Origin of the sequence: Burkholderia plantarii (assembly GCF_001411805.1) — a bacterium.
Taxonomy (GTDB): Bacteria; Pseudomonadota; Gammaproteobacteria; order Burkholderiales; family Burkholderiaceae; genus Burkholderia; species Burkholderia plantarii.
In genome coordinates this window covers 1,519,119-1,539,949 of sequence record NZ_CP007213.1, presented here as the reverse complement: position 1 = coordinate 1,539,949, position 20,831 = coordinate 1,519,119, and the positions used below count along the sequence as shown (strand labels likewise).

Annotated in this window: 23 protein-coding genes and 1 pseudogene; 8 read left to right on the top strand and 16 right to left on the bottom strand. The window is 66.5% G+C overall.

What is annotated here, in order from left to right; all coding sequences use genetic code 11:
- Positions 1–78: 78 nt before the first annotated feature.
- Entirely contained in the window at positions 79–1,155 is a 1,077-nt protein-coding gene (locus tag bpln_RS36040) for a hypothetical protein (protein WP_148654148.1), read from the bottom strand.
- Here bpln_RS36040 and bpln_RS37445 point away from each other — a divergent pair.
- A complete protein-coding gene (locus bpln_RS37445) occupies positions 1,139–1,876 on the top strand; it encodes a hypothetical protein (protein WP_148654147.1) in 738 nt (245 codons plus the stop codon). The genes bpln_RS36040 and bpln_RS37445 overlap by 17 nt on opposite strands.
- On the opposite strand, the gene bpln_RS36030 is transcribed toward bpln_RS37445, so the two are convergent.
- The 7 genes from bpln_RS36030 to bpln_RS23825 all read right to left on the bottom strand — a co-directional run bounded on the left by bpln_RS36030 (position 1,863) and on the right by bpln_RS23825 (position 8,843).
- The gene (locus tag bpln_RS36030; protein ID WP_148654146.1) at positions 1,863–3,164 is read right to left on the bottom strand and encodes a hypothetical protein; all 1,302 of its coding nucleotides are present in this window, start codon (positions 3,162–3,164) and stop codon (positions 1,863–1,865) included. The two genes, bpln_RS37445 and bpln_RS36030, sit on opposite strands and share 14 nt — an antisense overlap.
- A gap of 267 nt (positions 3,165–3,431) precedes the next feature.
- Positions 3,432–4,784, bottom strand: coding sequence for a TRAP transporter large permease (locus bpln_RS23845; RefSeq protein WP_042627714.1), 1,353 nt, complete (start codon positions 4,782–4,784; stop codon positions 3,432–3,434).
- Positions 4,785–4,790: 6 nt separating this feature from the next.
- The gene (locus bpln_RS23840) at positions 4,791–5,285 is read right to left on the bottom strand and encodes a TRAP transporter small permease (RefSeq protein ID WP_042627713.1); all 495 of its coding nucleotides are present in this window, start codon (positions 5,283–5,285) and stop codon (positions 4,791–4,793) included.
- Between the two features lie 86 nt (positions 5,286–5,371).
- The gene (locus bpln_RS23835; RefSeq protein WP_042627712.1) at positions 5,372–6,364 is read right to left on the bottom strand and encodes a TRAP transporter substrate-binding protein; all 993 of its coding nucleotides are present in this window, start codon (positions 6,362–6,364) and stop codon (positions 5,372–5,374) included.
- A gap of 371 nt (positions 6,365–6,735) precedes the next feature.
- On the bottom strand, positions 6,736–7,047 hold the full coding sequence (locus bpln_RS36025; RefSeq protein ID WP_148654145.1) for a hypothetical protein: 312 nt from the start codon (positions 7,045–7,047) through the stop codon (positions 6,736–6,738).
- A 285-nt stretch (positions 7,048–7,332) separates the two neighbouring features.
- The gene (locus bpln_RS23830; RefSeq protein WP_055140191.1) at positions 7,333–7,965 is read right to left on the bottom strand and encodes a fumarate hydratase C-terminal domain-containing protein; all 633 of its coding nucleotides are present in this window, start codon (positions 7,963–7,965) and stop codon (positions 7,333–7,335) included.
- A complete protein-coding gene (locus bpln_RS23825; RefSeq protein WP_055140190.1) occupies positions 7,962–8,843 on the bottom strand; it encodes a fumarate hydratase in 882 nt (293 codons plus the stop codon). Before bpln_RS23825 ends, bpln_RS23830 begins: the two co-directional genes overlap by 4 nt.
- 142 nt (positions 8,844–8,985) lie before the next feature.
- Here bpln_RS23825 and bpln_RS37930 point away from each other — a divergent pair.
- Positions 8,986–9,252, top strand: a pseudogene (locus bpln_RS37930) (2-dehydropantoate 2-reductase N-terminal domain-containing protein); the annotation flags it as partial.
- Between the two features lie 85 nt (positions 9,253–9,337).
- Positions 9,338–10,018 carry a ketopantoate reductase family protein gene (locus bpln_RS23815; RefSeq protein WP_055140188.1) on the top strand — a complete coding sequence of 227 codons (681 nt, stop codon included), beginning with the start codon at positions 9,338–9,340 and terminating at the stop codon, positions 10,016–10,018.
- Between the two features lie 197 nt (positions 10,019–10,215).
- On the opposite strand, the gene bpln_RS23810 is transcribed toward bpln_RS23815, so the two are convergent.
- The 4 genes from bpln_RS23810 to bpln_RS23795 all read right to left on the bottom strand — a co-directional run bounded on the left by bpln_RS23810 (position 10,216) and on the right by bpln_RS23795 (position 13,965).
- Complete coding sequence (locus tag bpln_RS23810) at positions 10,216–11,052, bottom strand: cupin domain-containing protein (RefSeq protein ID WP_055140187.1); 837 nt, start codon at positions 11,050–11,052, stop codon at positions 10,216–10,218.
- Positions 11,053–11,079: 27 nt separating this feature from the next.
- Positions 11,080–11,706, bottom strand: a complete 627-nt coding sequence (locus bpln_RS23805; protein ID WP_055140186.1) for a flavin reductase family protein — start codon at positions 11,704–11,706, stop codon at positions 11,080–11,082.
- A gap of 31 nt (positions 11,707–11,737) precedes the next feature.
- Positions 11,738–12,691, bottom strand: coding sequence for an amidohydrolase family protein (locus tag bpln_RS23800; protein ID WP_055141196.1), 954 nt, complete (start codon positions 12,689–12,691; stop codon positions 11,738–11,740).
- A 95-nt stretch (positions 12,692–12,786) separates the two neighbouring features.
- Positions 12,787–13,965 (bottom strand): porin, encoded by a 1,179-nt coding sequence (locus tag bpln_RS23795; RefSeq protein ID WP_055140185.1) that lies wholly within the window; start codon positions 13,963–13,965, stop codon positions 12,787–12,789.
- Between the two features lie 368 nt (positions 13,966–14,333).
- Between bpln_RS23795 and bpln_RS23790 the strand changes: the two genes are divergently transcribed.
- The 3 genes from bpln_RS23790 (at position 14,334) to bpln_RS23780 (ending at position 17,415) form a co-directional block, all read left to right on the top strand.
- Positions 14,334–15,707, top strand: a complete 1,374-nt coding sequence (locus bpln_RS23790) for an MFS transporter (RefSeq protein WP_082465411.1) — start codon at positions 14,334–14,336, stop codon at positions 15,705–15,707.
- A gap of 32 nt (positions 15,708–15,739) precedes the next feature.
- Entirely contained in the window at positions 15,740–16,459 is a 720-nt protein-coding gene (locus bpln_RS23785) for an HpcH/HpaI aldolase family protein (RefSeq protein WP_042627706.1), read from the top strand.
- Positions 16,460–16,653: 194 nt separating this feature from the next.
- The gene (locus bpln_RS23780; RefSeq protein WP_055140184.1) at positions 16,654–17,415 is read left to right on the top strand and encodes a DNA-binding transcriptional regulator; all 762 of its coding nucleotides are present in this window, start codon (positions 16,654–16,656) and stop codon (positions 17,413–17,415) included.
- A gap of 19 nt (positions 17,416–17,434) precedes the next feature.
- On the opposite strand, the gene bpln_RS37210 is transcribed toward bpln_RS23780, so the two are convergent.
- The 3 genes from bpln_RS37210 to bpln_RS23770 all read right to left on the bottom strand — a co-directional run bounded on the left by bpln_RS37210 (position 17,435) and on the right by bpln_RS23770 (position 19,210).
- Positions 17,435–17,572, bottom strand: a complete 138-nt coding sequence (locus bpln_RS37210; RefSeq protein WP_167352316.1) for a hypothetical protein — start codon at positions 17,570–17,572, stop codon at positions 17,435–17,437.
- 229 nt (positions 17,573–17,801) lie between these two features.
- Positions 17,802–18,404, bottom strand: a complete 603-nt coding sequence (locus bpln_RS23775; protein WP_055140183.1) for an NADPH-dependent F420 reductase — start codon at positions 18,402–18,404, stop codon at positions 17,802–17,804.
- 71 nt (positions 18,405–18,475) lie between these two features.
- On the bottom strand, positions 18,476–19,210 hold the full coding sequence (locus tag bpln_RS23770) for an SDR family NAD(P)-dependent oxidoreductase (RefSeq protein WP_055140182.1): 735 nt from the start codon (positions 19,208–19,210) through the stop codon (positions 18,476–18,478).
- An 85-nt stretch (positions 19,211–19,295) separates the two neighbouring features.
- Between bpln_RS23770 and bpln_RS23765 the strand changes: the two genes are divergently transcribed.
- Complete coding sequence (locus bpln_RS23765) at positions 19,296–19,655, top strand: winged helix-turn-helix transcriptional regulator (protein ID WP_055140181.1); 360 nt, start codon at positions 19,296–19,298, stop codon at positions 19,653–19,655.
- 204 nt (positions 19,656–19,859) lie between these two features.
- Here the strand turns inward: bpln_RS23765 and bpln_RS23760 are convergent, their stop codons facing one another.
- The gene (locus bpln_RS23760) at positions 19,860–20,468 is read right to left on the bottom strand and encodes a TetR/AcrR family transcriptional regulator (protein ID WP_055140180.1); all 609 of its coding nucleotides are present in this window, start codon (positions 20,466–20,468) and stop codon (positions 19,860–19,862) included.
- 113 nt (positions 20,469–20,581) lie between these two features.
- On the opposite strand from bpln_RS23760, the gene bpln_RS38310 reads away from it, so the two are divergent.
- A complete protein-coding gene (locus bpln_RS38310; RefSeq protein WP_055140179.1) occupies positions 20,582–20,788 on the top strand; it encodes an NAD(P)-binding domain-containing protein in 207 nt (68 codons plus the stop codon).
- Positions 20,789–20,831: the final 43 nt, after the last annotated feature.

Sequence of the window (20,831 nt, the reverse complement as noted above, 5' to 3'; positions counted from 1 at the left end):
GGCGAACCTCGTGTTTCCTTGCCGCTGAAGTCAAAACCGCGCCGTCGTGTAACGGGCGCGGCTCGACCGGCCGTCTTCTCAGGTTTGACTCACCACCGTAAACGTCAGCACATCGGTGTAATCACCCTTCTTCAGCAACGGCCTCACATAGGTCCTGAATCTCGGCGCGAAGCAGGTTCTGCCGGACGAGTTCAGGCGGATGGAAGATTTCGTCCGGTTCGGCAGTACGAATTCGACACTGCCGTCGTCCAGCGCCACGCTGTACGGCACCACCTGGGTAGGATCGGCCAGCGCTTTCAGCTGATAGTGATTGTCGACCACCCCGTTCTGGCTATCGGCATCGACCACCACGTCGACGCCGTCGCCGCTCAATCCGGAATACGAAAAACAAAGCTGATCGGCCGCCGCCGTGAACCGCTTTTCCCCATGGTCCATCGGCAGTTCGCCCAGGTTCCAGTCGGGTGCGGACATGCGGATCGTGACGGGCGGCTTCGGCGGGTGAATTGGCGAGACGACTTCGCATCCGGTTCCGTCGGAGTCCGGATACAGATAGGCCGCGCCGGTCTGCTCCTGTGCGAACCCGGCGAGGTAATATCCGACATTGCCGGCCGTGACACTGATCGCGCGCCACTGTTCTCCGCGAAAAGTAATCTCGACGCTGGCAGAGAAAGCGTTGGCATTGTGCCAGGCATCATCGGGGCGGCGGCCATTTATTTTGAAATCGATCATGCCCGGCCAGGCCGTATAGGTGACCGCCATTCCATAATCGCTTCCCACGCCGTTTATTGTCTCCCTCGCACTGAAGCCGCCAACAAAATCGGCATTGACATAACTCTGCCCGTCCTTGTCATAGGCCAACGTCATCAACGACCTCGAATGAAGGCTCTTTCCACCACCCAGATTCTCACGCGTGGCCGCCTTGAAATTGATGATCAGCGATGCGGTTTTCGTGCCGTCGCCGTTGTCACGCCATGTGCAATTGCCATAACTATCGACCACCGGCTGCATCAACATCGATTGAGCAAATACCGGCTTACAAAACAGGCATCCCGCCTGAATCATGACCCAGGCCAGCGCCCGGACTCGAGCCCGACCTGCGCCAACGCCTACCCGCCATCCATGACGATGGATGTTTTCCTTGAAGAACGAACGCATGGATACTTCGCCTCTCTTCGACCAGGTCGAGATTCCGCCGATCGCATCGACGATCAGCGGATATTCGACTTCGACTTTTATTTTTGAATCGAAAACCGGAGTTTCCGGCTTGCCGGCTGCCCTGCGGCTACCTGGAGAGCAGCCGGCCTCCTCGGTCAGCGCGCCGGGAGATCGGAGGCCGCGGATGGTTCGATCGAAAAATCAGACTCGTCAGATGCGGCGCAGGCCGGGTGGACTTCACCGGATTCTTGAACAACGATGGAAAATTCAGAAGGACAACGACCCAACACGGAGCACCTCGACATGGCGTTTGCCGACGGCGTTTGCCGACGGCGTTTGCCGACGGCGTTTGCCGACGGCGTTTGCCGACGGCGTTTGCTTCCAATCAAAGATTTTTGGCCCGACGATGCCCCGTTGCCTTGATACAGCGCACCGATACGACAATCGGCCGATGCGGCATCGTGATCCACGGTGCCCACAACCAGCCCGCCGCCCCTCGCCGGCCGGGATGCGTCCGACGAACACGCTGGCCCCCGCCTTCACGCACGCCCTCTTGTCTGAATTTCCCGTATTCGCTACCGAAAGGAATGCCGGCGACGGCCCCGGCAGCTCGGCAGTCCATGGCGTGGGAGAGCAAACACCGCAACACGCAGACCCGCGTGCGGGGATCGAACGCGCCTGCCGAACATCGCGACCACACCTCCTCCTCAGGTTTTCGTGACCGCCGTGAAGGTAAGAACATCCATGTAATTACCAGGCTTCAGTCGAGGGTTCACGAGCGTCTTGAAGGTCGGCGAAAAGCACGTCGGGCTCGAGACGTTCAACCGGAGTGCCGCTTTCCCTTGATTCGGCAATATCACTTCACTCCTGCCATCGTCCAGCACCAGGCTATACGGCACCACCTGCGTTGAATCGTCGACATTTTTCAACTGGTATTGCCCTCCGGCCACGCCATTCTGGCTATCAGCATCGATGACAAGGTTGATGCCGGCGACAGTCGGATCCGAATACGAAAAACAGAGTTGATCATTGATTGCCGTAAATCTTTTTTCTCCATGTTGCAGCGCCAGTTCGCCCAGGTCCCAGTCAGGAGCAACCATGATCAACGTAATCGGAGATTTCGGAGGCTGCGGAGGGTTGTCCGGCGGGACCACCGGGCATCCTGCGCCTTGCACGCCAGGATATAAATACGCCGCCCCCATCTGCTCATTTGTAAGATAACGGTTCCGGTGCGATTGATTAGACCAATTCAAATTACCAACGAGAACACTGGCTGCTTGCCTGGCACTTCCGGAGAAGGTGGCGGTGATGTGGACAGTGGACGCATCTGCGTTTATCCATCCGCCGCCCGCTCCACCATAAACCATATTATTATTCATCCCCCACACGTCATACCTGTTCGCATAAGCCATGGTGGCTGGATTCCCGTCCATCTGCACAGTTATCGGGAATAAAGGGAGAAAACCCAATGCGTGGTAATTCCCGTCACTGTCATATGACCACATCTCGACAGTACGCGAAATCATTTTTCGAAAAGGTATCTTGTTTTCCTTGAATCTGACGTCGAGAGAAATGGTAATAGAGTCGCCATTATCCTGCCACGTACAGTTTCCGTAGCCATCAATCACCGGACCTCTGAATTGGCACATTCCCGACTCACTAAAAAATATCGAAACCAAAACGAGGACTTTTCCCAAAATCAGGCCTGCTCCCTTGCTTTTACGACAAGAGCCTTTCCATGAGGATCGCTCTCGAAAACCGCCTTCCAGGCGATAGGGCAAGCGGGGAATAAGAAAAAATGGATTCAACGACGCCAGCATCGGGCCACTCCAGCAGAAAAAACCGGCGGCGTTTGCCGGCGGCGTTTGCCGGCGGCGTTTGCCGGCGGCGTTTGCCGGCGGCGTTTGCCGGCGGCGTTTGCCGGCGGCGTTTGCCGGCGGCGTTTGCCGGCGGCGTTTGCCGGCGGCGTTTGCCGGCGGCGTTTGCCGGCGGCGTTTGCTTTCAATCAAGGATTTTTCGCCCGGTGATCGGCCGGCGCCTTGATTTATCGCATCGATATCGCAAATGCCGGAGCGACTTCTTGGTTCGCGCCCGTTGCAGCCCCGCTTGAACCTTCCCTCTGCCGCGCTTCGACCGACCGGTTCGCCGGCCCCTCCCGCTCTCGCCGGGCCGCGCGCCAATAAAAAAACGGCGGCCGTGGAATCCCACGCCGCCGTCGAAGCTCACGCGACCGACTGGCCAAACACCCGTCCGCGCTACATCAAACCCTCACCGCATCAGAACACCGGATGCCCGCTGATGATGCTGGGCAGCCAGGTCGAAAAGAACGGCATGTACGTCACGATGTTGATCGCGCTGAAGATCGCCAGGTAATACGGCCAGGCGGTCTTGGTGGTCTCGCCGATCGACACCTCGCCGATCGCGCAACCCACGAACTGCACCGAGCCGATCGGCGGATGCACGAGGCCGAGCGAGCAGTTCAGCAGCAGCATGATCCCGAACTGCACCGGCCCCACGCCGCAGGCCATCGCAAGCGGCAGGAACAGCGGCGTGGTGATCAGGATGTGCGCGGCCATGTCCACGAACGTGCCGAGGAACACCTGCAGGATGTTGATGTACAGCAGCATCAGCCACGGCGCGGCGTTCGACTGCTGCAGCAGGTGCTCGATCGCGTCCGGAATCTCCAGGTACGACATCTGGAAGCGCAGCATGTTCGACACGGCGATCAGCAGCAGCACCACGCCGGTGGTGCGCGCGGCGTGCGACAGCGCGCGCCACAGCTTCTTCATCGTCAGCGTGCGATAGACGAACAGCGTCAGCACCAGCGAGTACACCACCGCGATCGCGGCCGCCTCGGTCGCCGTGGCGATCCCCTTGGCCACGCACACCAGGATGATGGCGATCACGCCCAGGCCCGGCAGCGCGCCCACGAACGAACGCGCCACCGCGTACCAGCCCGGGAACTTCAGCAGTGCCGTGGAGCCGTCCGCGCTGCGCGGATAGCCGTAGCGACGCGCCTGCCAGTAGGCGGCGATCAGCACGAAGCCCATCACCCACAGCACCGGCAGCAGGCCCGAAAACAGCAGGTCGCCGATCGACACGCCGCTCACCATGTGGCCGTTCAGCATGCCGGTGATCCCCTGCGCGGCGAACGCATAGATGATCATGTTCGTCGAGGTCGGCATCAGCGCGCCCGCCAGCGAGGCGTGGGTGGTCACGTTCACCGCGTAGGCGGCGCTGTAGCCTTCGCGCTTCATCAGCGGGATCACCACGCCGCCCATCGCCGAGGTATCGGCGGTCGGCGAGCCGGACACGCCGCCGAACAGCGTGCAGGCCACCACGTTGGCCATGCCGAGGCCGCCGCGGAAGTGCCCGACGGCCGACTGCGCGAACTTCAGGATCCGGTCGGCGATGCCGCCATGCAGCATCAGTTCGCCGGAGAAGATGAAGAACGGCACGGCGAGGAACGAGAACGCGTTCATCCCCGAGATGACGGACTGCATCGCGGTGGCCACCGGCAGCCCTTCGGCCAGGTAGGTCGCGACGCACGAGAGCCCGAGCGCGAACGACACGGGCACCCCGAGAAACAGCAGCAGCAGGAAGCTGATGGAAAGGATTGCGAGTTCCATGGTGGATCAGGTTCGGTTGCGCTTGCGCAGCGCAAGCAGGTGCTCGAGCGAGAACAGGATGATGGCGAGACCCGCCGGCATCGGGATCAGGTAGCGGACCGCCTCGGGCAGGCCGATGATCGGAATCCGGTCGTCGGCGGTGGTTTCGGCCATCTGCAGGCAGCCGATGATGATCGCGACCGCGAACGCCATCAGGCACAGATGCTGGAACCCGTGAACGACCGCCTGGCCCTTCGGGGAAAGCCGGCGCACGAACGAATCGAGGCCGATGTGGCCGCCGTCGCGGACCTTCATCGCGGCGCCGAACATCGCGATCACGATCACGAGCAGCAGCGCGATCGGCTCGACGAAATCGGGCGCGTCATTGAACACGTAGCGCTTCACGACGGCGTAGAACACGAGCGCCGTCAGCGCGACGAGACTCGCGGACGCGATCACCGCCAGCGCCATGAAGAACACGTCGTTCGTGTGCTTGATGAACCTCATTGCTTCAATCCTCATCGGACAGGAAAGGCGGCCGGGCGCATTCCACGCGCGGCCGCCGGTTCGCGCTTGCGGGCCGGCATCGCCGGACCGCAAGCCGCGTCTTACTTGATCGCCTGGATTTCGTCGACGATCTGCTTCATCTGCGGGGTCTTCTCGTACTTGGTCCAGAGCGGCTGCATCGCCTTCACGAACGCGGCACGGTCGATCTGCGCGGCCGGCACGATGGTGGCGCCGCCCTTCAGCACGGCCTTGCGGGCTTCGCTTTCACGCGCCGTCCAGAGCTGCACGTAGTACGGCACCGAATCGGCGGCCGCCTTCTTGATCGCCGTCTGCTCCTGCGGGGAGAGCGTGTCCCAGATCTTCTTCGAGAACACCAGCACTTCCGGCGTCATGGCGTGCTGCGTTTCCGAGTACACGTTCGCCACTTCGTAATGCTTGGTTTCGTCATACGACGGCAGGTTGTTCTCGGCCGCATCCACCAGGCCCGTCTTCAGGCCCGTATAGACTTCCGAGAACGGCATCGGAGTCGGCACGCCGCCCATCGCCTTGATTTCGTCGACCATCAGGTCCGACGGCTGCACGCGCACCTTGAGGCCCTTCATGTCGGCCGGCGACTTGACCGGACGCTTCGCGTAGATCGAACGCGCGCCGCTCTCGTAGAAGGTCAGCGCGATCAGGCCCTTCGCCTTGAACGCGTCGAGGATCTTCTGGCCTTCCGGGCCGTACATCACGTTGCGGAAGTGCTCGATGTCGCGGAACAGGAACGGGAACGACGGGATCAGCGATTCCGGCACGATCTCGTTGAACGCGGCGCCGTTGGCGCGAACCATGTCGATCGCGCCGATCCGCACCTGGTCGATCGTCTCGTTTTCCGAACCGAGCGCGCTGTTGCCGTAGACCTTGATCGAGTCCTTGCCGCCCGTGGCCTTGCTGATCTCGTCGCTCATGAACTTGACGGCCATGTTCGTCGGGAAGTTGTCGCTGTGGACGTCGGCCGAGCGGAACGTGCGGGCCTGGGCCGACATCGTGGTCGCCGCGGCCAGCGCCGCAACGATCGCGACCGCGACGCGGGTGCGAGTGAAGATCGTTTTCATGGTCAAGTCTCCTCTGGGTATATCGAGTATTGGTCGGGCGGACGCCGCCCCCGGTACGGCGTCAGCGCGAGGCCGGACGCGGGTTGTCGAGCGTGGCGGACGTCACCCCGGCGAACTTCGCGACGTTCGGCACGCAGGCGATGGCACGCACCGGCAGGCTGTCGCCTTGCTGTCGCCGCATGTCGTCATATCCGGTCACCGCCATCCCCCTTGATCGGGCCATTCGTCGTCGTTGTCGTCAGATCACCATCAGACAGCTCACCCGCTGTCTCACGTCGTACAACTAGGGAGCGAGTCTATCGGGGCGGAACCACGCTTGTACACTTGGTGCATACCCGCAGAGGGTCAACCGTCGCGTTTCCAAAAAAATCTCATTTTTCTTTTATATTCAATAATCTACCTCTGTTTTTCGGATTCGCGTAAAGCCGTCGGGCGGGTGTTGCGCCGTAAATTCTTTCGCCCGTCGCGTGCTTGGCCGTCGTGTTATAAGACGACTGATCTTTGAGGGTTAACCTCGTTCGTTTTTCCGGCCCCGCGCGGCGTTTGCTGACATGGCCGTCAGCGAAGCGGCGTGCCGTGCCGCCCGCACGATCAATGACGTCCGATTTCCAGCTTTCCGAAAGCCGTCGAATGCATTTCCTTTTGCCTTCATTGATATCGCCACGGATGTGCGGCGGCGGCACGGGAAGTCGCGAGCGCGAAGGTCGGGGGGAGGGAGACCGCGAAGTGCGCGCGGAAACGGAGGCGGGACAGAGGGGGAGCGGCGGCTCCGACGGGCAACGACACACTTTCGGCACACTGCTCACGATCTCGCCACAATCCCGGCACTCATTTCGTTAGGATGCATTCAACGAGGGACCGCTTTGAACCTCGTTATTTACGCCGAAAGGTGTTCGGCCGGTGGATCACCCCCTCCGATCCACCGGCATTTTTTTTGAATTCATTGCCGGATCCGCCCGGCCGCCCGCTCAACCGGCATCGACGCGGCCATGCCCGAGCGCGCCGACGATGCCGGGCAGGCGCGCCACCGCCTGCTCGTGCAGTTGCGCATAGAGGCTTTCGCCCCGCGCGTCGATCGCCACCGTGGCCGGCCCGAGTTGCTCGACCTCGAGCGTGAGCAGCCGGAACTGCGAGATGTACTCGGTCCAGTGCTGCTCCACCACGGCGCGCAGCGCGCGCGACAGCAGGTTCAGGCCGCCGCCCGGAAACGACAGGTAGGCGCAGCCGGCCTCGCGCAGCGCGGCGGCGCTGGCCGCGTCCAGGCCGCCCTTGCCGCCCACCAGGCGCACTCCGAGCCCGCGGATCAGCGTGGGCATCCACGGGTTATAGCGCGTGCTGGTGCTCGGGTTCAGGTAGAGCGCGCGCGGCACGCTCCCCGCCCCTCCGGTTTCGTCCACGTAGGTGCTCAGGTGGAAGAACGCGCCGCCGGCGAGGTCCACCGGCAGCGGTTCGCCCGCCTCGATCATCCGCGCCAGCCGCTGGTGGGTGGGCAGCCCGATGCTGACGGTCACGCGCCCCGACAGCCGCACCATGTCGCCGAGATGCAGCGCGTCCACCTGCTCGCGTGCGAGCGGCAGGCTCAGGTCGTGGATCCGGCTCATGCCGTGCCCTCCAGGAATTCGACGCGGCCGTCGCCGTGAATGCGCGCGGCGGTGCGCCGGTTGATCCAGCAGTTGAAGCAGACGGCCACCGGCACGAAGCCGTGGCTCGCCGCGTAGTCGATGTGGACGGCCATCGCGGTGGTGTCGCCGCCGGTGCCCATCGGCCCGAAGCCCATCGCGTTGACGGCGTCGAGCAGGCGCCGCTCCATCCCGGCCAGCACCGGCTCGGGGTTGGTGCGCCCGAACGGCCGCAGCATCTGCTCCTTGGCGAGCCGCGCCGCGTAGTCGAAGGTGCCGCCGATGCCCACCCCGATCACGAGCGGCAGGCACGGCTGCGAGCCGGCGCGCAGCATGGTGTCGAGCACGAAGCGCTCGATCTGCTCGTGGCTCGGGTAGACGAACGCCTCGATCGCCTCCCAGCGCCCGGTGCCCATCGCCTTCGGCGAGCAGACCACGTCGACGTGGTCGGCCTCGTCGATCACGTCGAAGCTGACGATCGGCATGTCCTTGCCGGCATGGCCGCGTTCGTGCGTGAGCGGGTTCGTCACCATCTTCAGGATCGGCGGCGAGATGCGCGCGGCCAGCTCGGCGAAGCCGTCGCGGATCGCCGCGCGCACCGGCCCGTCGAAGCACACGCGCGTGCCGATCTTGATGCTGTAGGTGGGAATCCCGACGTCGCTGCAGACCAGCGAATCGTCGCGCCGCGCGCCGTCGGCGCTGTCGATCAGGATCCGCAGCGTGGTGCGGCCGGTGGGGTTCGATTCGCGCGCCTCGGCCCGTTCGAGGAACGCGCGCGTGTCGTCGGGGATCATCTTCAGCGAGCGCTCGTAGAGCTGCGCGGTCACGCGCTTCAGGATCGAACTGTCGAGTGTGGACATGTCGTGAGAATCATCGGTTGAGGATCGTGCCGGAGGGCGGCCACGATCGCGATTCCGCCAGGAGAAAACCCGGCCAAAAGAATTCGCCGCGCAATTGGCCGCGCGGCGACAATGCGTTGCACATCAACACGCGGAGCCAGGCATGAGCCAGACCCCCTCGCGGCAGGCGCCGCTTCCCACCACCGGCGGCGCGGCGCCGGCGCGCCGGATCGGCATCGTCGGCATCGGCGCGATCGGCGGCCATTTCGCGGCGCGGCTCGCGCTGGCCGGCCACCGCGTCTCGGCGCTCGCGCGCGGCGCGACGCTGCGCGCGCTCGCCGACACCGGCCTGCGCTACACGGGCGCCGGCGACGACGCCGAACGCGTGATCGCCATCGAGGCACACCAGCACGCCGAGGCGATGGGCGAACAGGACCTGCTCGTGATCGCGCTGAAATCGCAGGCGCTGCCGGGCCTGGCGGCCTCGCTCGCGGCTGGTCGGCCCTCACACCGTCGTGCTGCCGGTCGGCAACGGGCTGCCGTGGTGGTTCTGCCTGCCGGCCGGCGGCCCGCTCGCCGGGCTGCGGCTCGCCAGCGTGGACCCCGACGGCGCCATCGAACGCACGCTGCCGTTCGCGCAGGTGCTGGGCGGCAGCGTGATGGCCTCGTGCAGCTCGCCCGCGCCCGGCGTGGTACGGCACCACAGCGGCAACCGCATCACGATCGGCGAGCCGGCCGGCGGCGTCAGCGAGCGCGCGGCGGGCTGGGCGGCACTGTTGAGCGACGCGGGCCTGCAGACGGTCGCCAGCGACGACATCCGCCGCGACCTCTGGATCAAGCTGCTCGGCAACGCCTGCTCGAATCCGCTCAGCGTGCTGACGCAGGCCGGCACCGACCGCCTCGTCAACGACGCCGGCACGCTGGCCGTCTACGAGCGCCTGATGGGCGAATGCCTCGCGATCGGCCGCGCGGCCGGGCTCACGATCGAGATCGACATCGCCCAGCGGATCGCGCAGACACGCCAGCTCGGCGCCGTGAAGACCTCGATGCTGCAGGACCTCGAGGCGGGCCGCTCGCTCGAACTCGACGCGATCCTCGGCGCGCCGCTCGAATGCGCGGCGCGGCTCGGCATCGACGCGCCGTGGCTGCGCGCGATCGAGGCGCTGACGCGGCTGCGCGCGAACGCGGCGCCCTGACGGGCGGCCGGACGCGGCGGCGGTCGAGGCGGCGCACGCCTGCCCCGGGCCTTCCGCATTGCCCGTGCGGCGCGTTGCCGGGCGCGCCGCCCAGCTTGCGGCTGCCTCGCCGGCCGAGCGGCTCGCCGGACGCCTCCGGGCACCTTCCGCCGCCCCGCCAGCCCTCACCTGCGCGGCTCGCATCACCGGCCTGCGGCTCAGCCGCGCGCGTAGTCGGCGGCATTCGCGATCCAGCCCTTGCCGATGAAGTCCTCGCGCGGCGGCGAGAACACGTCGATCAGCAGATGCCGGCCCGCGCCCACGCCTTCGGTGGTGTGGATCAGTTGCACGGGGATCGCGATCATCGACGCGGCACCCGCGCGCAGGTGCTCGTCCTCGCGCCACTGGTTCGCGTCCGCGCCCCACTGCACGCGCAGGTGGTGGATGAACTCGCCCGCGATCGCCAGCGACCCCTGCTCGAAGTTCGTGTGGCTGTGCGGGCTCAGCTTCGTGCGGTCGCGCGCGTCCTGATACTCGACCCAGTTGATGCTGAGCGTGTCCGACTGCAACATCTTCAGGCGCGGCTTGTCGGCGGGCGGCACGATCTCGTCGATGCGGATCACCTGCAGCTCGCCGCCGCCGCGCGTGCGCCGGTAGCCGGCGTCGCCGGGCGCGATGCGCGCGTCGGGCGCGGCGTAGTCGCCGTCGTTGCAGGCCGCGCCGGGCGCGAGATCGGCCCGCGTGGAGGCGATCAGCACCGCGCGCCCGCCCGCGGCCGGGTGCACCGCCACCTCGCCCGCCGGCAGCACGCAGACGCTGCGGCCCGGCACCTCGCGCGCCTCGCCGTGCCCGATCCGCACCCGCGCGCCGGTTTCCTCGGGCAGCAGCAACAACAGCTCGTGTTCGCTCGCGGCGGCGAATTCCGGGCTGGCGGCGCCGTCGCCCCCCTCGCCCTCCAGCCACTGCACGAAGAAATTCTGGCCGCGCGCGATCGCGCCCGGGCCCAGGTCGTAGACGGCCGTGCGGCGCACGCCGGTTTCGGTTGCCATCGTCATGTCGTGATCCTCTCGATTTCCTTGATGTCAGTCGCGGCGCGGGCTCGGCCGGCCCAGCTCGGCGAGCCGCTCCACCACGCCGTAGCGGTTGCCGTCCAGGCGCGTGAGCGGCTCGGCGCGCACCGTGTCGAAGCGGCCGTCCTCGCCCACGAAGCGCGGGTCCAGATGCACGCCCACCACGCGGCCGAACACCACCTGGCTGGCCGTCTCGCCCGGCCCGGTGGGCTCGATCCCGACGATCCGCAGCAGCCGGCATTCCATGCAGGCCGGCGAGGCGGCCACGCGTGGCGGCCGCACCATCACGCTCGGCGCCTTGGCGAGGCCCGCCAGCTCGAACTCGTCGATGCCGTAGGGCGCGTCGATCGAGCTGTGGTTCATCGGCTCGCGCAAGTCCCAGCTGACGAGGTTCGTCACGAATTCGCCGGTCTCGCGCACGTTGGCGATGGTGTCCTTCTCGGCGCGGTCGGCCGGCGTGTTGCACGAGAACATCACCACCGGCGGCGCCGTCGAGACGAGGTTGAAGTGCGAGAACGGCGCGAGATTCACCTGCCCGCGGCCATTGACGGTGCTGATCCAGCCGATCGGCCGCGGCGCGACGATCGCGTTGAACAGCGTGCGCTTGAAGCCGGGCGTGGCGGCCGGATCGATGAACATGGCGGGCTCTCGCGCGGGGTCGGGGTTGTGCTCAGTCACGCGCGCCGCCCTTCACGAACACGCGCCTGCCGGTCTCATAGAGCACCGCGTGGCGCTCGGCGTCGGTCAGCAGCGTGGTGGCATCGAGCATGCGCCGCACCATGTCGAGGTAGGTGCCCGACGAGGTGCCGATGTCGGAGCCCCACATGATGCGGTCCGCGCCGAACAGGTCGACGGCGGCGCGCAGCACCTCGTGCGCGGGCGTGTCGGTCTCGCGGTAGATGTCGAGGTTGATCGAGGTGAACTTGAAGAAGAGGTTCGGCTCGGCCGCGAGCGGCGCGAAGCGCGCGTCGAAGCCGAAGTTGTCGTCGTCCACCTCGGGTTCGAGCATGTGGTCGAGCACCACGCGCAGCTTCGGGAAGCGCCGCGCCAGCTCGATGATGACCGGCACCGACGGCCCGCCGCCGCCCGCGGCCAGCACCTCGATGTCCATCACGATGCCGTGTTCGTTGGCCACCGCCCAGGTCTCGAGCGCGCGCGGCGAGTTCAGCCACGGCATGCTGCCGTCCGGCTCGCGCCCGCCGAACAGGCGCACGCCGGCCAGCCCGTGGCGCTCGATGTAGCCGCGCACCAGCCCGGGCGTGGCCGCGTCCTCGGCGTCGAGGATCACCACGGCCGAGAACGTGTCCGGATGCGTGTCCGACGAATCGAGGATGTAGCTGTTGTCGTAGCGGTAGATCATGCGCTTCTGCACGGCCACCGCCGCCTCCACGCCGGCCTCGGCCATCCACGGCAGCATCCGCGCCACGTCGGGCACCTCGTTGATCGGGTTCGGGCCGTGCTTGCCGCCCGGCAGGCCGATCACGCCGGGCAGGCGCGGCGGCGCGCCGGGCGAGCGCTTCATCGGGTTGCGCGGGTAGCGCGCCTGATCGTCGGCCACCAGGTGCGCGTGCGAGTCGAACAGCGTCACGCCGGAATGGGGCGGGCGGGCTTGGGTGGAATCCATCATGTCTCCAGTCGGAACGAAAGCGGGTGATTCGGTGAGGCGGTCATGCAGGTGATTCAGGCGATGCGGCGGCGCGGCTCGCGGGCCGCGACGCGTCAGAACAGATGGCGGATGCCGATCGTGAAGCCGGTCTGCGCGTCGCTCGCCGACGGCGTCGCGAAGGTCAGCGCGGCCACCGCGCGATGGCCGGTCGAATCGAAACCGGCGGCCGTCTCGTGCAGCAGCACGCAATACAGGTCGGTCCGTTTCGACAGCGCGTAGTCGGCGCCGAGGTTCCACTGCTGGTAGCTCGCGCCGCTCAGGCCCTGGTACGAACTCACGCGCGTGTAGGAATAGGCCACGCCGAGCAGCAGCGCGGGCGCGAGGCGGTACTTGAGGTTCGCCTCGGCGGTGTTGAAGCTGGCGGTCTTGCCGAGTTCATTGGCCGGCGTGACGAGGCCCGCCACCGGCGTGCCGCCGAGGTCGGTGAAGCGCGTGTTGGTGTAGATCAGCCCGGCCGTGAGCTTGCCGAACTCGTAGGAGGCGCCCGCGCCAAGCTCGCGCTGCGCGGCGGCACTCGCGTAGCCGCTGAAGATCGGGCTCGCGAAGTTGTTGCCGGTCGCGCTGCTGGTGGCGTTGTTGCCGAACAGCGCGAAGTTCGGATTCTTCACGTACAGGTAGGCCAGCGCGGCATGGAACGGCCCCTGCAGATAGTCGATGCCGGCCGAGATCATCTCGTTGCGCGTGACCTGCCCGGCCACGCCGCCGAGGCTGTAGGTTGCGCCCACCTGCACGCCGCGATAGCGCGGGCTCACGTACTTGATCGCGTTGTTGGCGCGCTCGGTGCCGTCCACGTCGTCGAGGCCGGCCGGGTGGTAGCCCCAGCCCGCGCCGCGCGCGGCCCAGTCGGTGCCGGACGCGAACGCGCCGAGATAGCTCGACAGCGTCAGGTACTGACGGCCCAGCGTGACGGTGCCGTAAGGCGTGCCAAGCCCGACGAAAGCCTGGCGGCCGAACAGCAGGCCGGCCTGCAGCGCGCCGGTGGTGGTGGTGAAGCCGTTCTCGAGCGTGAACACCGCCTTGTAGCCGCCGCCCAGTTCCTCGCTGCCGGTCAGGCCGAAGCGCGAGGCGCTCTCGTTGCCGCCGGCAATCGCGGACTGCGTCTTGCCGCCCGCGTTGCTGTTGTAGCGATAGCCGGCATCGACGATGCCGTACAGCGTCACGCTGCTCTGCGCGTGGGCCGTCGTCGTGCAGGCGATCGCGGCGGCGGCGATCAGCGACAGCGAAGTTTTCATGAGGTCTCCTCCGATGATTTGGCCCGTTCGTGGACGGGCGACGGATCGCCGAGCGGAGCGGCTCGTGGAATCGTCCACCCCGTCTCGACGCCTCGTATGGTTCCATGCGAGGTGCCGCGAACCCAAGCGCGTTTCCGGAACATTTCGCAGAGCGAAAAGTGCCGGGCGCGACAGGCCGCATGCAATTGGGGGACGATGCAACGGATTCCGCACCGCGAAATCCTCGGGATTCGCGCTGGAGGGCAAAATCGACGCGGCGTAGTATTGCCCGCCGTGGGCCTGCACGCAGTCAGGCATGACCCCGATAACACACAGCCGGCCGACGCGCGAGAATGCGCGGCCCGCCCGGCGGGACCGATGGAGGAGACATGGAAATCACCCTTGCCGCGACCGGGAGCGTCGCGGCCGCGAGCGACGAGCGCCTGATCCGGCGCGTCTGGTGGCGCATCATGCCGCTGATCCTGATCACCTATCTGGTATCGGTGATCGACAAGATGAACGTCAGCTTCGCGAAGCTGCAGATGGTGCATCAGATCGGCCTGACCGAGACCGCCTACGGGCTCGCGTCGTCGTTGTTCTTCATCGGCTATCTGATCTTCGAGATCCCGAGCGCGCTCGGCGTGCATCGTTTCGGCGCGCCGAAATGGATCTTCCGCATCGTGCTGAGCTGGGGCGTGGCCACCGTGCTGCTCGCCTGGATCTCGTCGGGCTCGATGTTCGCGGCGCTGCGCTTCCTGGTGGGCGCCGCCGAGGCCGGCCTCTATCCCGGCATCGTCTATTACCTGACGGTCTGGTTCCCGCGCCGCTACCAGGTGCGCGCGATCGCGCTGCTCACGCTCGGCAGCGCGCTCGGCAACATGCTCGGCTCGGCGTTCGGCGGCGCGCTGCTCTCGCTCGACGGCGTCATGCACCACGCCGGCTGGCAGTGGGTGTTCATCGTCACCGGCGTGCTGGCGCTGGTGCTCGCGCCGGTGGTACTGACCTGTCTGCCCCGCTCGATCGAGACCGCGCCATTCCTCGATGCCGCCGAGCGAGCGCGGCTCGCGCGCATGGTGGCCGACGAGGCGCCCGCCGCCCACCACGAGGGCAACGTCTGGGTCGTGCTGCGCGACCGCCGCGTGCAGGTGTTCTCGTTCGCCTACACGCTGATGCTGACCTCGCTGTACGGGCTCATCTACTGGCTGCCGACGGTGATCAAGGGCTTCGGCGTGTCGAGTTCGCTCAACGGGCTGTTGACGATGATCCCGTGGGCGCTCACGGCGGTGCTGCTGCTCACCGTGCCGCGCCTGCTCACGCGCGAGAGCCGCGTGCGCGTCGCGGCAGCGGCGATCGGCACGGTCGGCTGCCTCGCGTTCACCGCCAGCGTGCTGCTGAGCGATCCGGCCGCGCGCTACGCGGCGCTCGTGATCGGCACGCCCTGCACCTCGCTGCTGCTGCCGTGCTTCTGGTCGCTGCCGTCGAAATACTTCAGCGGCCGGCGCGCGGCGGCGAGCCTCGCCGCGATCAGCAGCATCGGCAACTTCGGCGGCTTCCTCGCGCAGAACGCGATGCCGTGGCTCGGCCGCGCGCTCGGCCACGCCGGCTACGCGATGCTGCTGCCGGCGCTGTGCCTGCTCTCGCTCGGCGCGGCCGCGTTCGCGATGGAGCTGGCGAGCCGGCGTGCGAGCGCCGCCGCCACCAACGACGGCGCCGCTTCGGCCTCCCGTCCGCAACAGCCACAACAGCCTCGCCAGCCGCGCTGATGGCGCCCTGCCCCGTTCAATCGAGATCCGACATGTCCGACACTTCTTCCCGCCGCATCGGCACCTTCGTCAAGACCGGCGCGCCGCAGATCGTCGAAATCCTCGGCGGCGCCGGCCTGCACTTCGTGGTGGTCGACGCCGAACACGCGCCGTTCGATCGCGGCACGCTCGACCTGCTCGTGATCGCCGCGCGCTCGGTCGGCCTGCCGCTGTTCGTGCGGATTCCCGACATGCAGCCGGCGACGATCCAGTCAGCGCTCGACCTCGGCGTGAGCGGCCTGCTGGTGCCGCACGTCGATTCGGCCGACGACGCGCGCCGGCTGGTGGCGCGCACGCGCTTTCTCGACGGCGAGCGCGGCTTCTCCAGCTCGCCTCGCTTCGCCGCCTACGGCGCGCTCGGCATGGCGGCCGCGGTGGCGGCCGGCAACGGCACCACCGTGATCTGCCAGATCGAGAGCCGCGCCGGTTGCGAGGCCGCGCGCGAGATCGCGGCCGTGGACGGCGTGGCCGGCCTGTTCGTCGGGCGCGCCGATCTCGCGCTGTCGTTCGGCCTCGCCGACGCGCGCGCGCCCGAGGTGATGGCCGCCACCGTCGCCGTGCTCGACATCGCCCGGCAGGCCGGCAAGATCCCCGGCGTCGCGCTCGGCGACGCGCGCGAATGCGGGGAGTTCGAACGGATGGGCGCGAACTGGTTCGTGATCGGCTCCGACCAGGCGCTGCTGCGCAAGGGCGCGCTGGCGATGATGGCGTGACGCGGCGCGAACCCGGCGCGCGTGGCGCCAATCCTGATGGCGCCGCGGGGGGCCGGACAGGAGCCAGCACCCGCGCGGCCCCCTCGCGTTCGCGCGCGGCAGCGGCGGCCGGGCGTGAATGCGATAATCCGCCCGATCGCCGGCCGGCGGCGCGCGCCGCGCCCGCGGCCGGCCCTTCTCGTGAAGATCCTGCGATGCCGGAACGCGATTCATCGATCCGCGCGGTCGAGCGGGCCATCGCCCTGCTGCGCGCGCTGAACCAGATGCCCGTCTCGACGCTCGACAGCCTGCATCAGTCGACGTCGCTGCCCAAGCCGACGCTGATCCGGCTGCTGCGCACCTTCGAGGAACTCGGGCTGGTGGCGCGCGGCGCGCGCCCCGGCGAATACCGGCTGCTCGACGGCGTGAACGCGCTCAACTCGGGCTATCACCACGTGCCGCGCGTGGTGGAGATCGCCGCGCCGCTGGTGCGCGCGCTGACCGAGGAGATCAAGTGGCCGATCGCGGTCGCGATGCTCGACGTGGACGCGCTGGTGGTGCGCTACAGCACCATTCCCTATTCGCCGCTGTCGCTGCTGCACTCGTCGATCAACATGCGGCTGAGCCTCGTCGCGCGCGCGATCGGCCGCGCCTATCTGGCGTTCTGCTCGGTCGACGAGCAGGAGATGCTGCTGGAGGTGGTGCGCCAGAGCCATCATCCCGAGGATGCGCTCGCGCACGACCGCGAGGCGGTGCGCGCGATGCTGGACGAGACGCGGCGGCGCGGCTACGCGCTGCGCGACGCGAAGGTGCGGCCCGTGTCGGGCACGCTCGCGGTGCCGGTGATGAAGAACGAGTTCGTGGTCGCCTCGATCGGGCTGACCTGGTTCTCGTCGGCGCTGACGGTCGACAAGGTGGTTGAACGTTATCTCGGCCGCCTGCTCGACGTGTCGCGGCGGATTTCGGAGCAGTTGTAGGGGGTGCAACCCATCCGCGTCAGCCGCCGCCGAGGAAGCGCAGCAGCCACAGCAGGAAATGGAACACCATCACGAGCAGTTCCCAAAGGCGCTCGAGCAGATCCCACAGGCCGGCTCGCCAGAGCCCGGCCATCGTGTCCGTCCACCATCCGTTCATCGGTTTTCCGTGGTGCGCCCGAAACGGGCGGGATCGCCATCTTCGCACGGCGCGGGGATGGCGCTCGGGTTGAACGGGGATGGGCCCGACGACGCGGTCGCGGGAGGAGTGCTTCGCGGATGGGCGCAGACGGGCGCTGTTCGACCCGAAGCCGACGGCCAGGCGTCAAGCCGGACACTGGCTATCCTTTCTCACGAGGCGGGACGGGATCCGGATTCACGATCTCGACCTAGTCGTCAAACTTCACCAGATCCTTGAAAATGAGCGGGCCCCAGCTGTTTCCGCGTGCCTGAACCAGCAACCCGCCTTCCGACAGGCCGCCAAGTTTGACTGGAGCAAATCCAAGTCTTTCGGCAAGCGCACCGACATCGGCAGCGGCGCCGTCGTCGTCGCTCGCCAGGAACACGACTCTCCTGCCCCGATGAACCGTCGGATCCCGGGCAAGGACCGCGGCGACCAGATGGTTAAACCCCTTGACCAGCCGTCCCTCCGCGAAGGCCTTCGCGACGAACCGGGACGATGGCTGCCCTTCCAGGGTTTCAGGGGGCACGCCGTAGGCATTGGTCGCGTCGACGATGGTCTTTCCCCGCCAGGAGGGCAGCGACTTCGCGACATCCGCGTGCGACTCGAAGCGGACCGCCAAAAAAACGATGTCCGCCTTGACGGCTTCCAGCAAGGTTTTGGGAACGATGGTGGGGCCGATCGCGGCCGCATCGGCGGCAAAGGTTGCAGGCTCGCGTGTGGTTGCAACGGACACTTCGATGCCGTTGCGCGCGAACGCCCTGGCCAGGGCCTTGCCGAGATTGCCGAAGCCGATGATTGCGTGATTCATGAGGATTCCTTTATTTCAATCGCACCCCGCGCCATTCCCGGGAATCGAATGGACCGACAGGGCGTGATTCGTCAGAGTTGCGCCAGGCCGCCGTCCACTGCGACTTCGCTCGCGGTCATGAAGCTGCTGTCCGGCGACGCGAGAAAGGCGGCCACCGCTCCAATTTCCGCCGGATCGGCCATGCGCTGGAGCGGCGTCATCGCCCCGTAGGCCTTCTGGCCTTCCTCGCCCAGCGCCTCCCTGGCAAGTTCGGTCGCCGTCGCCCCGGGCGACAGCACGTTGACGCGGATGCCGGTGCCCTTCAAGTCTTCGGCCCAGGTCCGCGCAAGGTTGCGCACTGCCGCTTTACTCGCGCTATAGGCCGTGAATCCCGGGGCGCCCGTGGTGCCGGCGCTCGAGCCGGTCAGGATGATCGAACCGCCGGGGCCCATCAGCGGAAGCGCCGCCTGGACCGTGAAGATCGTCCCCTTTACGTTGGTGTCGAAGGTGTCGTCAATGTGCTCGGCGGTGATCCTGCCGAGCGGAAGCGGGCTTCCCGACCCGGCGTTGGCGAAGACGACGTCAAGCGTTCCGCGCTCGGCTTTCACCGCCTCGTACAGTCGCCCAAGGTCAGCCAGGTCGGAGACCGAGCCCCTCACTGCGCGGGCGTTGGGCCCGAGCCTGGACACGGCGTCGTCGAGTGCGTCCTGCCGCCGGCCGAAGATGAAGACGAAGGCGCCTTCGTCGATGAAACGCTTTGCCGCGGCAAAGCCGATGCCGGTGGCACCGCCGGTGATCACCGCGGTCTTTCCGTTCAGTCTGGTCATTTCTTCAATCCTGAGTCGTGGTTGCGCCAGTATCCCGACCCGGTTACCTTTAAACAAGTATGCACTTTTTGGTAAGTACCTCGACATGACGACACCGCGCGAAATCTGCGATACCGGCTGCGGGCTTAACGCCACGCTCCGAATCATCTCCGGCAAGTGGAAACCGCTGGTCCTGTTTTTCCTGCGCGACGGCGCAAAACGCTACGGCGAACTCAAGCGCTTGATCCCTGGCGTCAGCGACAAGGTGCTGATCCAGCAATTGAAGGATCTGGAAGCCGATCGGGTCATGGCGAGGACGGACTACAAGGAAGTGCCGCCACGCGTGGACTACGCGCTGACTCCGCTCGGCCGCAGCCTGGCCGATGCCATCGTCCCGCTCTGCACCTGGGGAACGGAGAACGCGGAGGCAATGGCACGCATATTCGCGGACCGCGACGCCGCGTAAATGCATCTCGACATCTCGACCTGATCCCTTGCCGGGATTCATTGAGGGCCGAACGCTCGCATCGGCGAGCGTCGCGCTTTCCGACGGCCGGGCTCATACAAGTTCGCACTGCTGATCTGTTCACTGGACGCGGAACCTTCCGGCTACGCTTCCAACCTCGGAAACCGCATCCGGGTCGGGTTCCACTGATCTCCCCCCATCCTTCTATTCCGGGCCACCCCGGCGCGTCGCCTTTGGGACGCCCTTCTTTTTCACATCGCCGCCGGACCGGGTCGTCAGGATCGCGCTCGTAACGAGGTGAGCAAGATGATCCGCCCGCGGCGCGAACGAGGGCAGATCGGCAAGCCAGCCGAGCGCCGCCATCAAGCCGAACATGTCGTCCCCATTCATGTCGGCGCGTGCCGCCCCTTCGGCTTGAGCACGCAGCAACAGCCGCGCGCTCGCGGAATGCACCGCCGCGCATGAAGCGTAAAGCGCGGAGTCCGGGTTGGTATGCGCTGCCGCCATCAGGGCGACAACGCCCCGATAGCTTTGGGCAAACGTCATCCATTCGCGGAACCAGGACAGGATCGCTTCGCCAGGTGAACTGGATTTTTCGAGTTCCCCCGCCTTCCGCGTCAGCGCATCCAGATTCGTACATAGCAGCGCTTCCAACAAGGCTTCCCGCGACGGGAAGTGACGAAGCAGCGTCGCCAGTCCGACATTGGCCCGACGGGCGATATCGCGCATCGAGACATCGGCGCCATCCTCGAGAAGAACCTCACTCGCGATCGTGAGGATGTGACTGTAGTTTTTTTTCGCGTCGGCTCGCATGGGTATCTCTTGACATATGGATCAGTGATCCATATATTTGGATCACTGATCGACATAGTAGCTCAAACCATGTGACCCGGAACGTATGGCGCCGCCCGTCGAGGAGACGGCGCATGAGCAACATCAGCATCATTGGAGCCGGCGGCATGGCCGCAGCGATTGGCGGTCTTGCCGTCAAGGCCGGACACACCGTCGAGGTGACGAGTCGCGACGTCGGGAAGGCACGCACGCCGGAACACGCCTGCATGCCGTGGCCGGGCCTCATGACCCACTCCGTCGAACACGCCAGTTTCCCGCCCGGCGTCAGCCTGCCCGGCTGAACGCGGCACCAGCACTTCTTACACCACGGCAACCTGCAAGGAG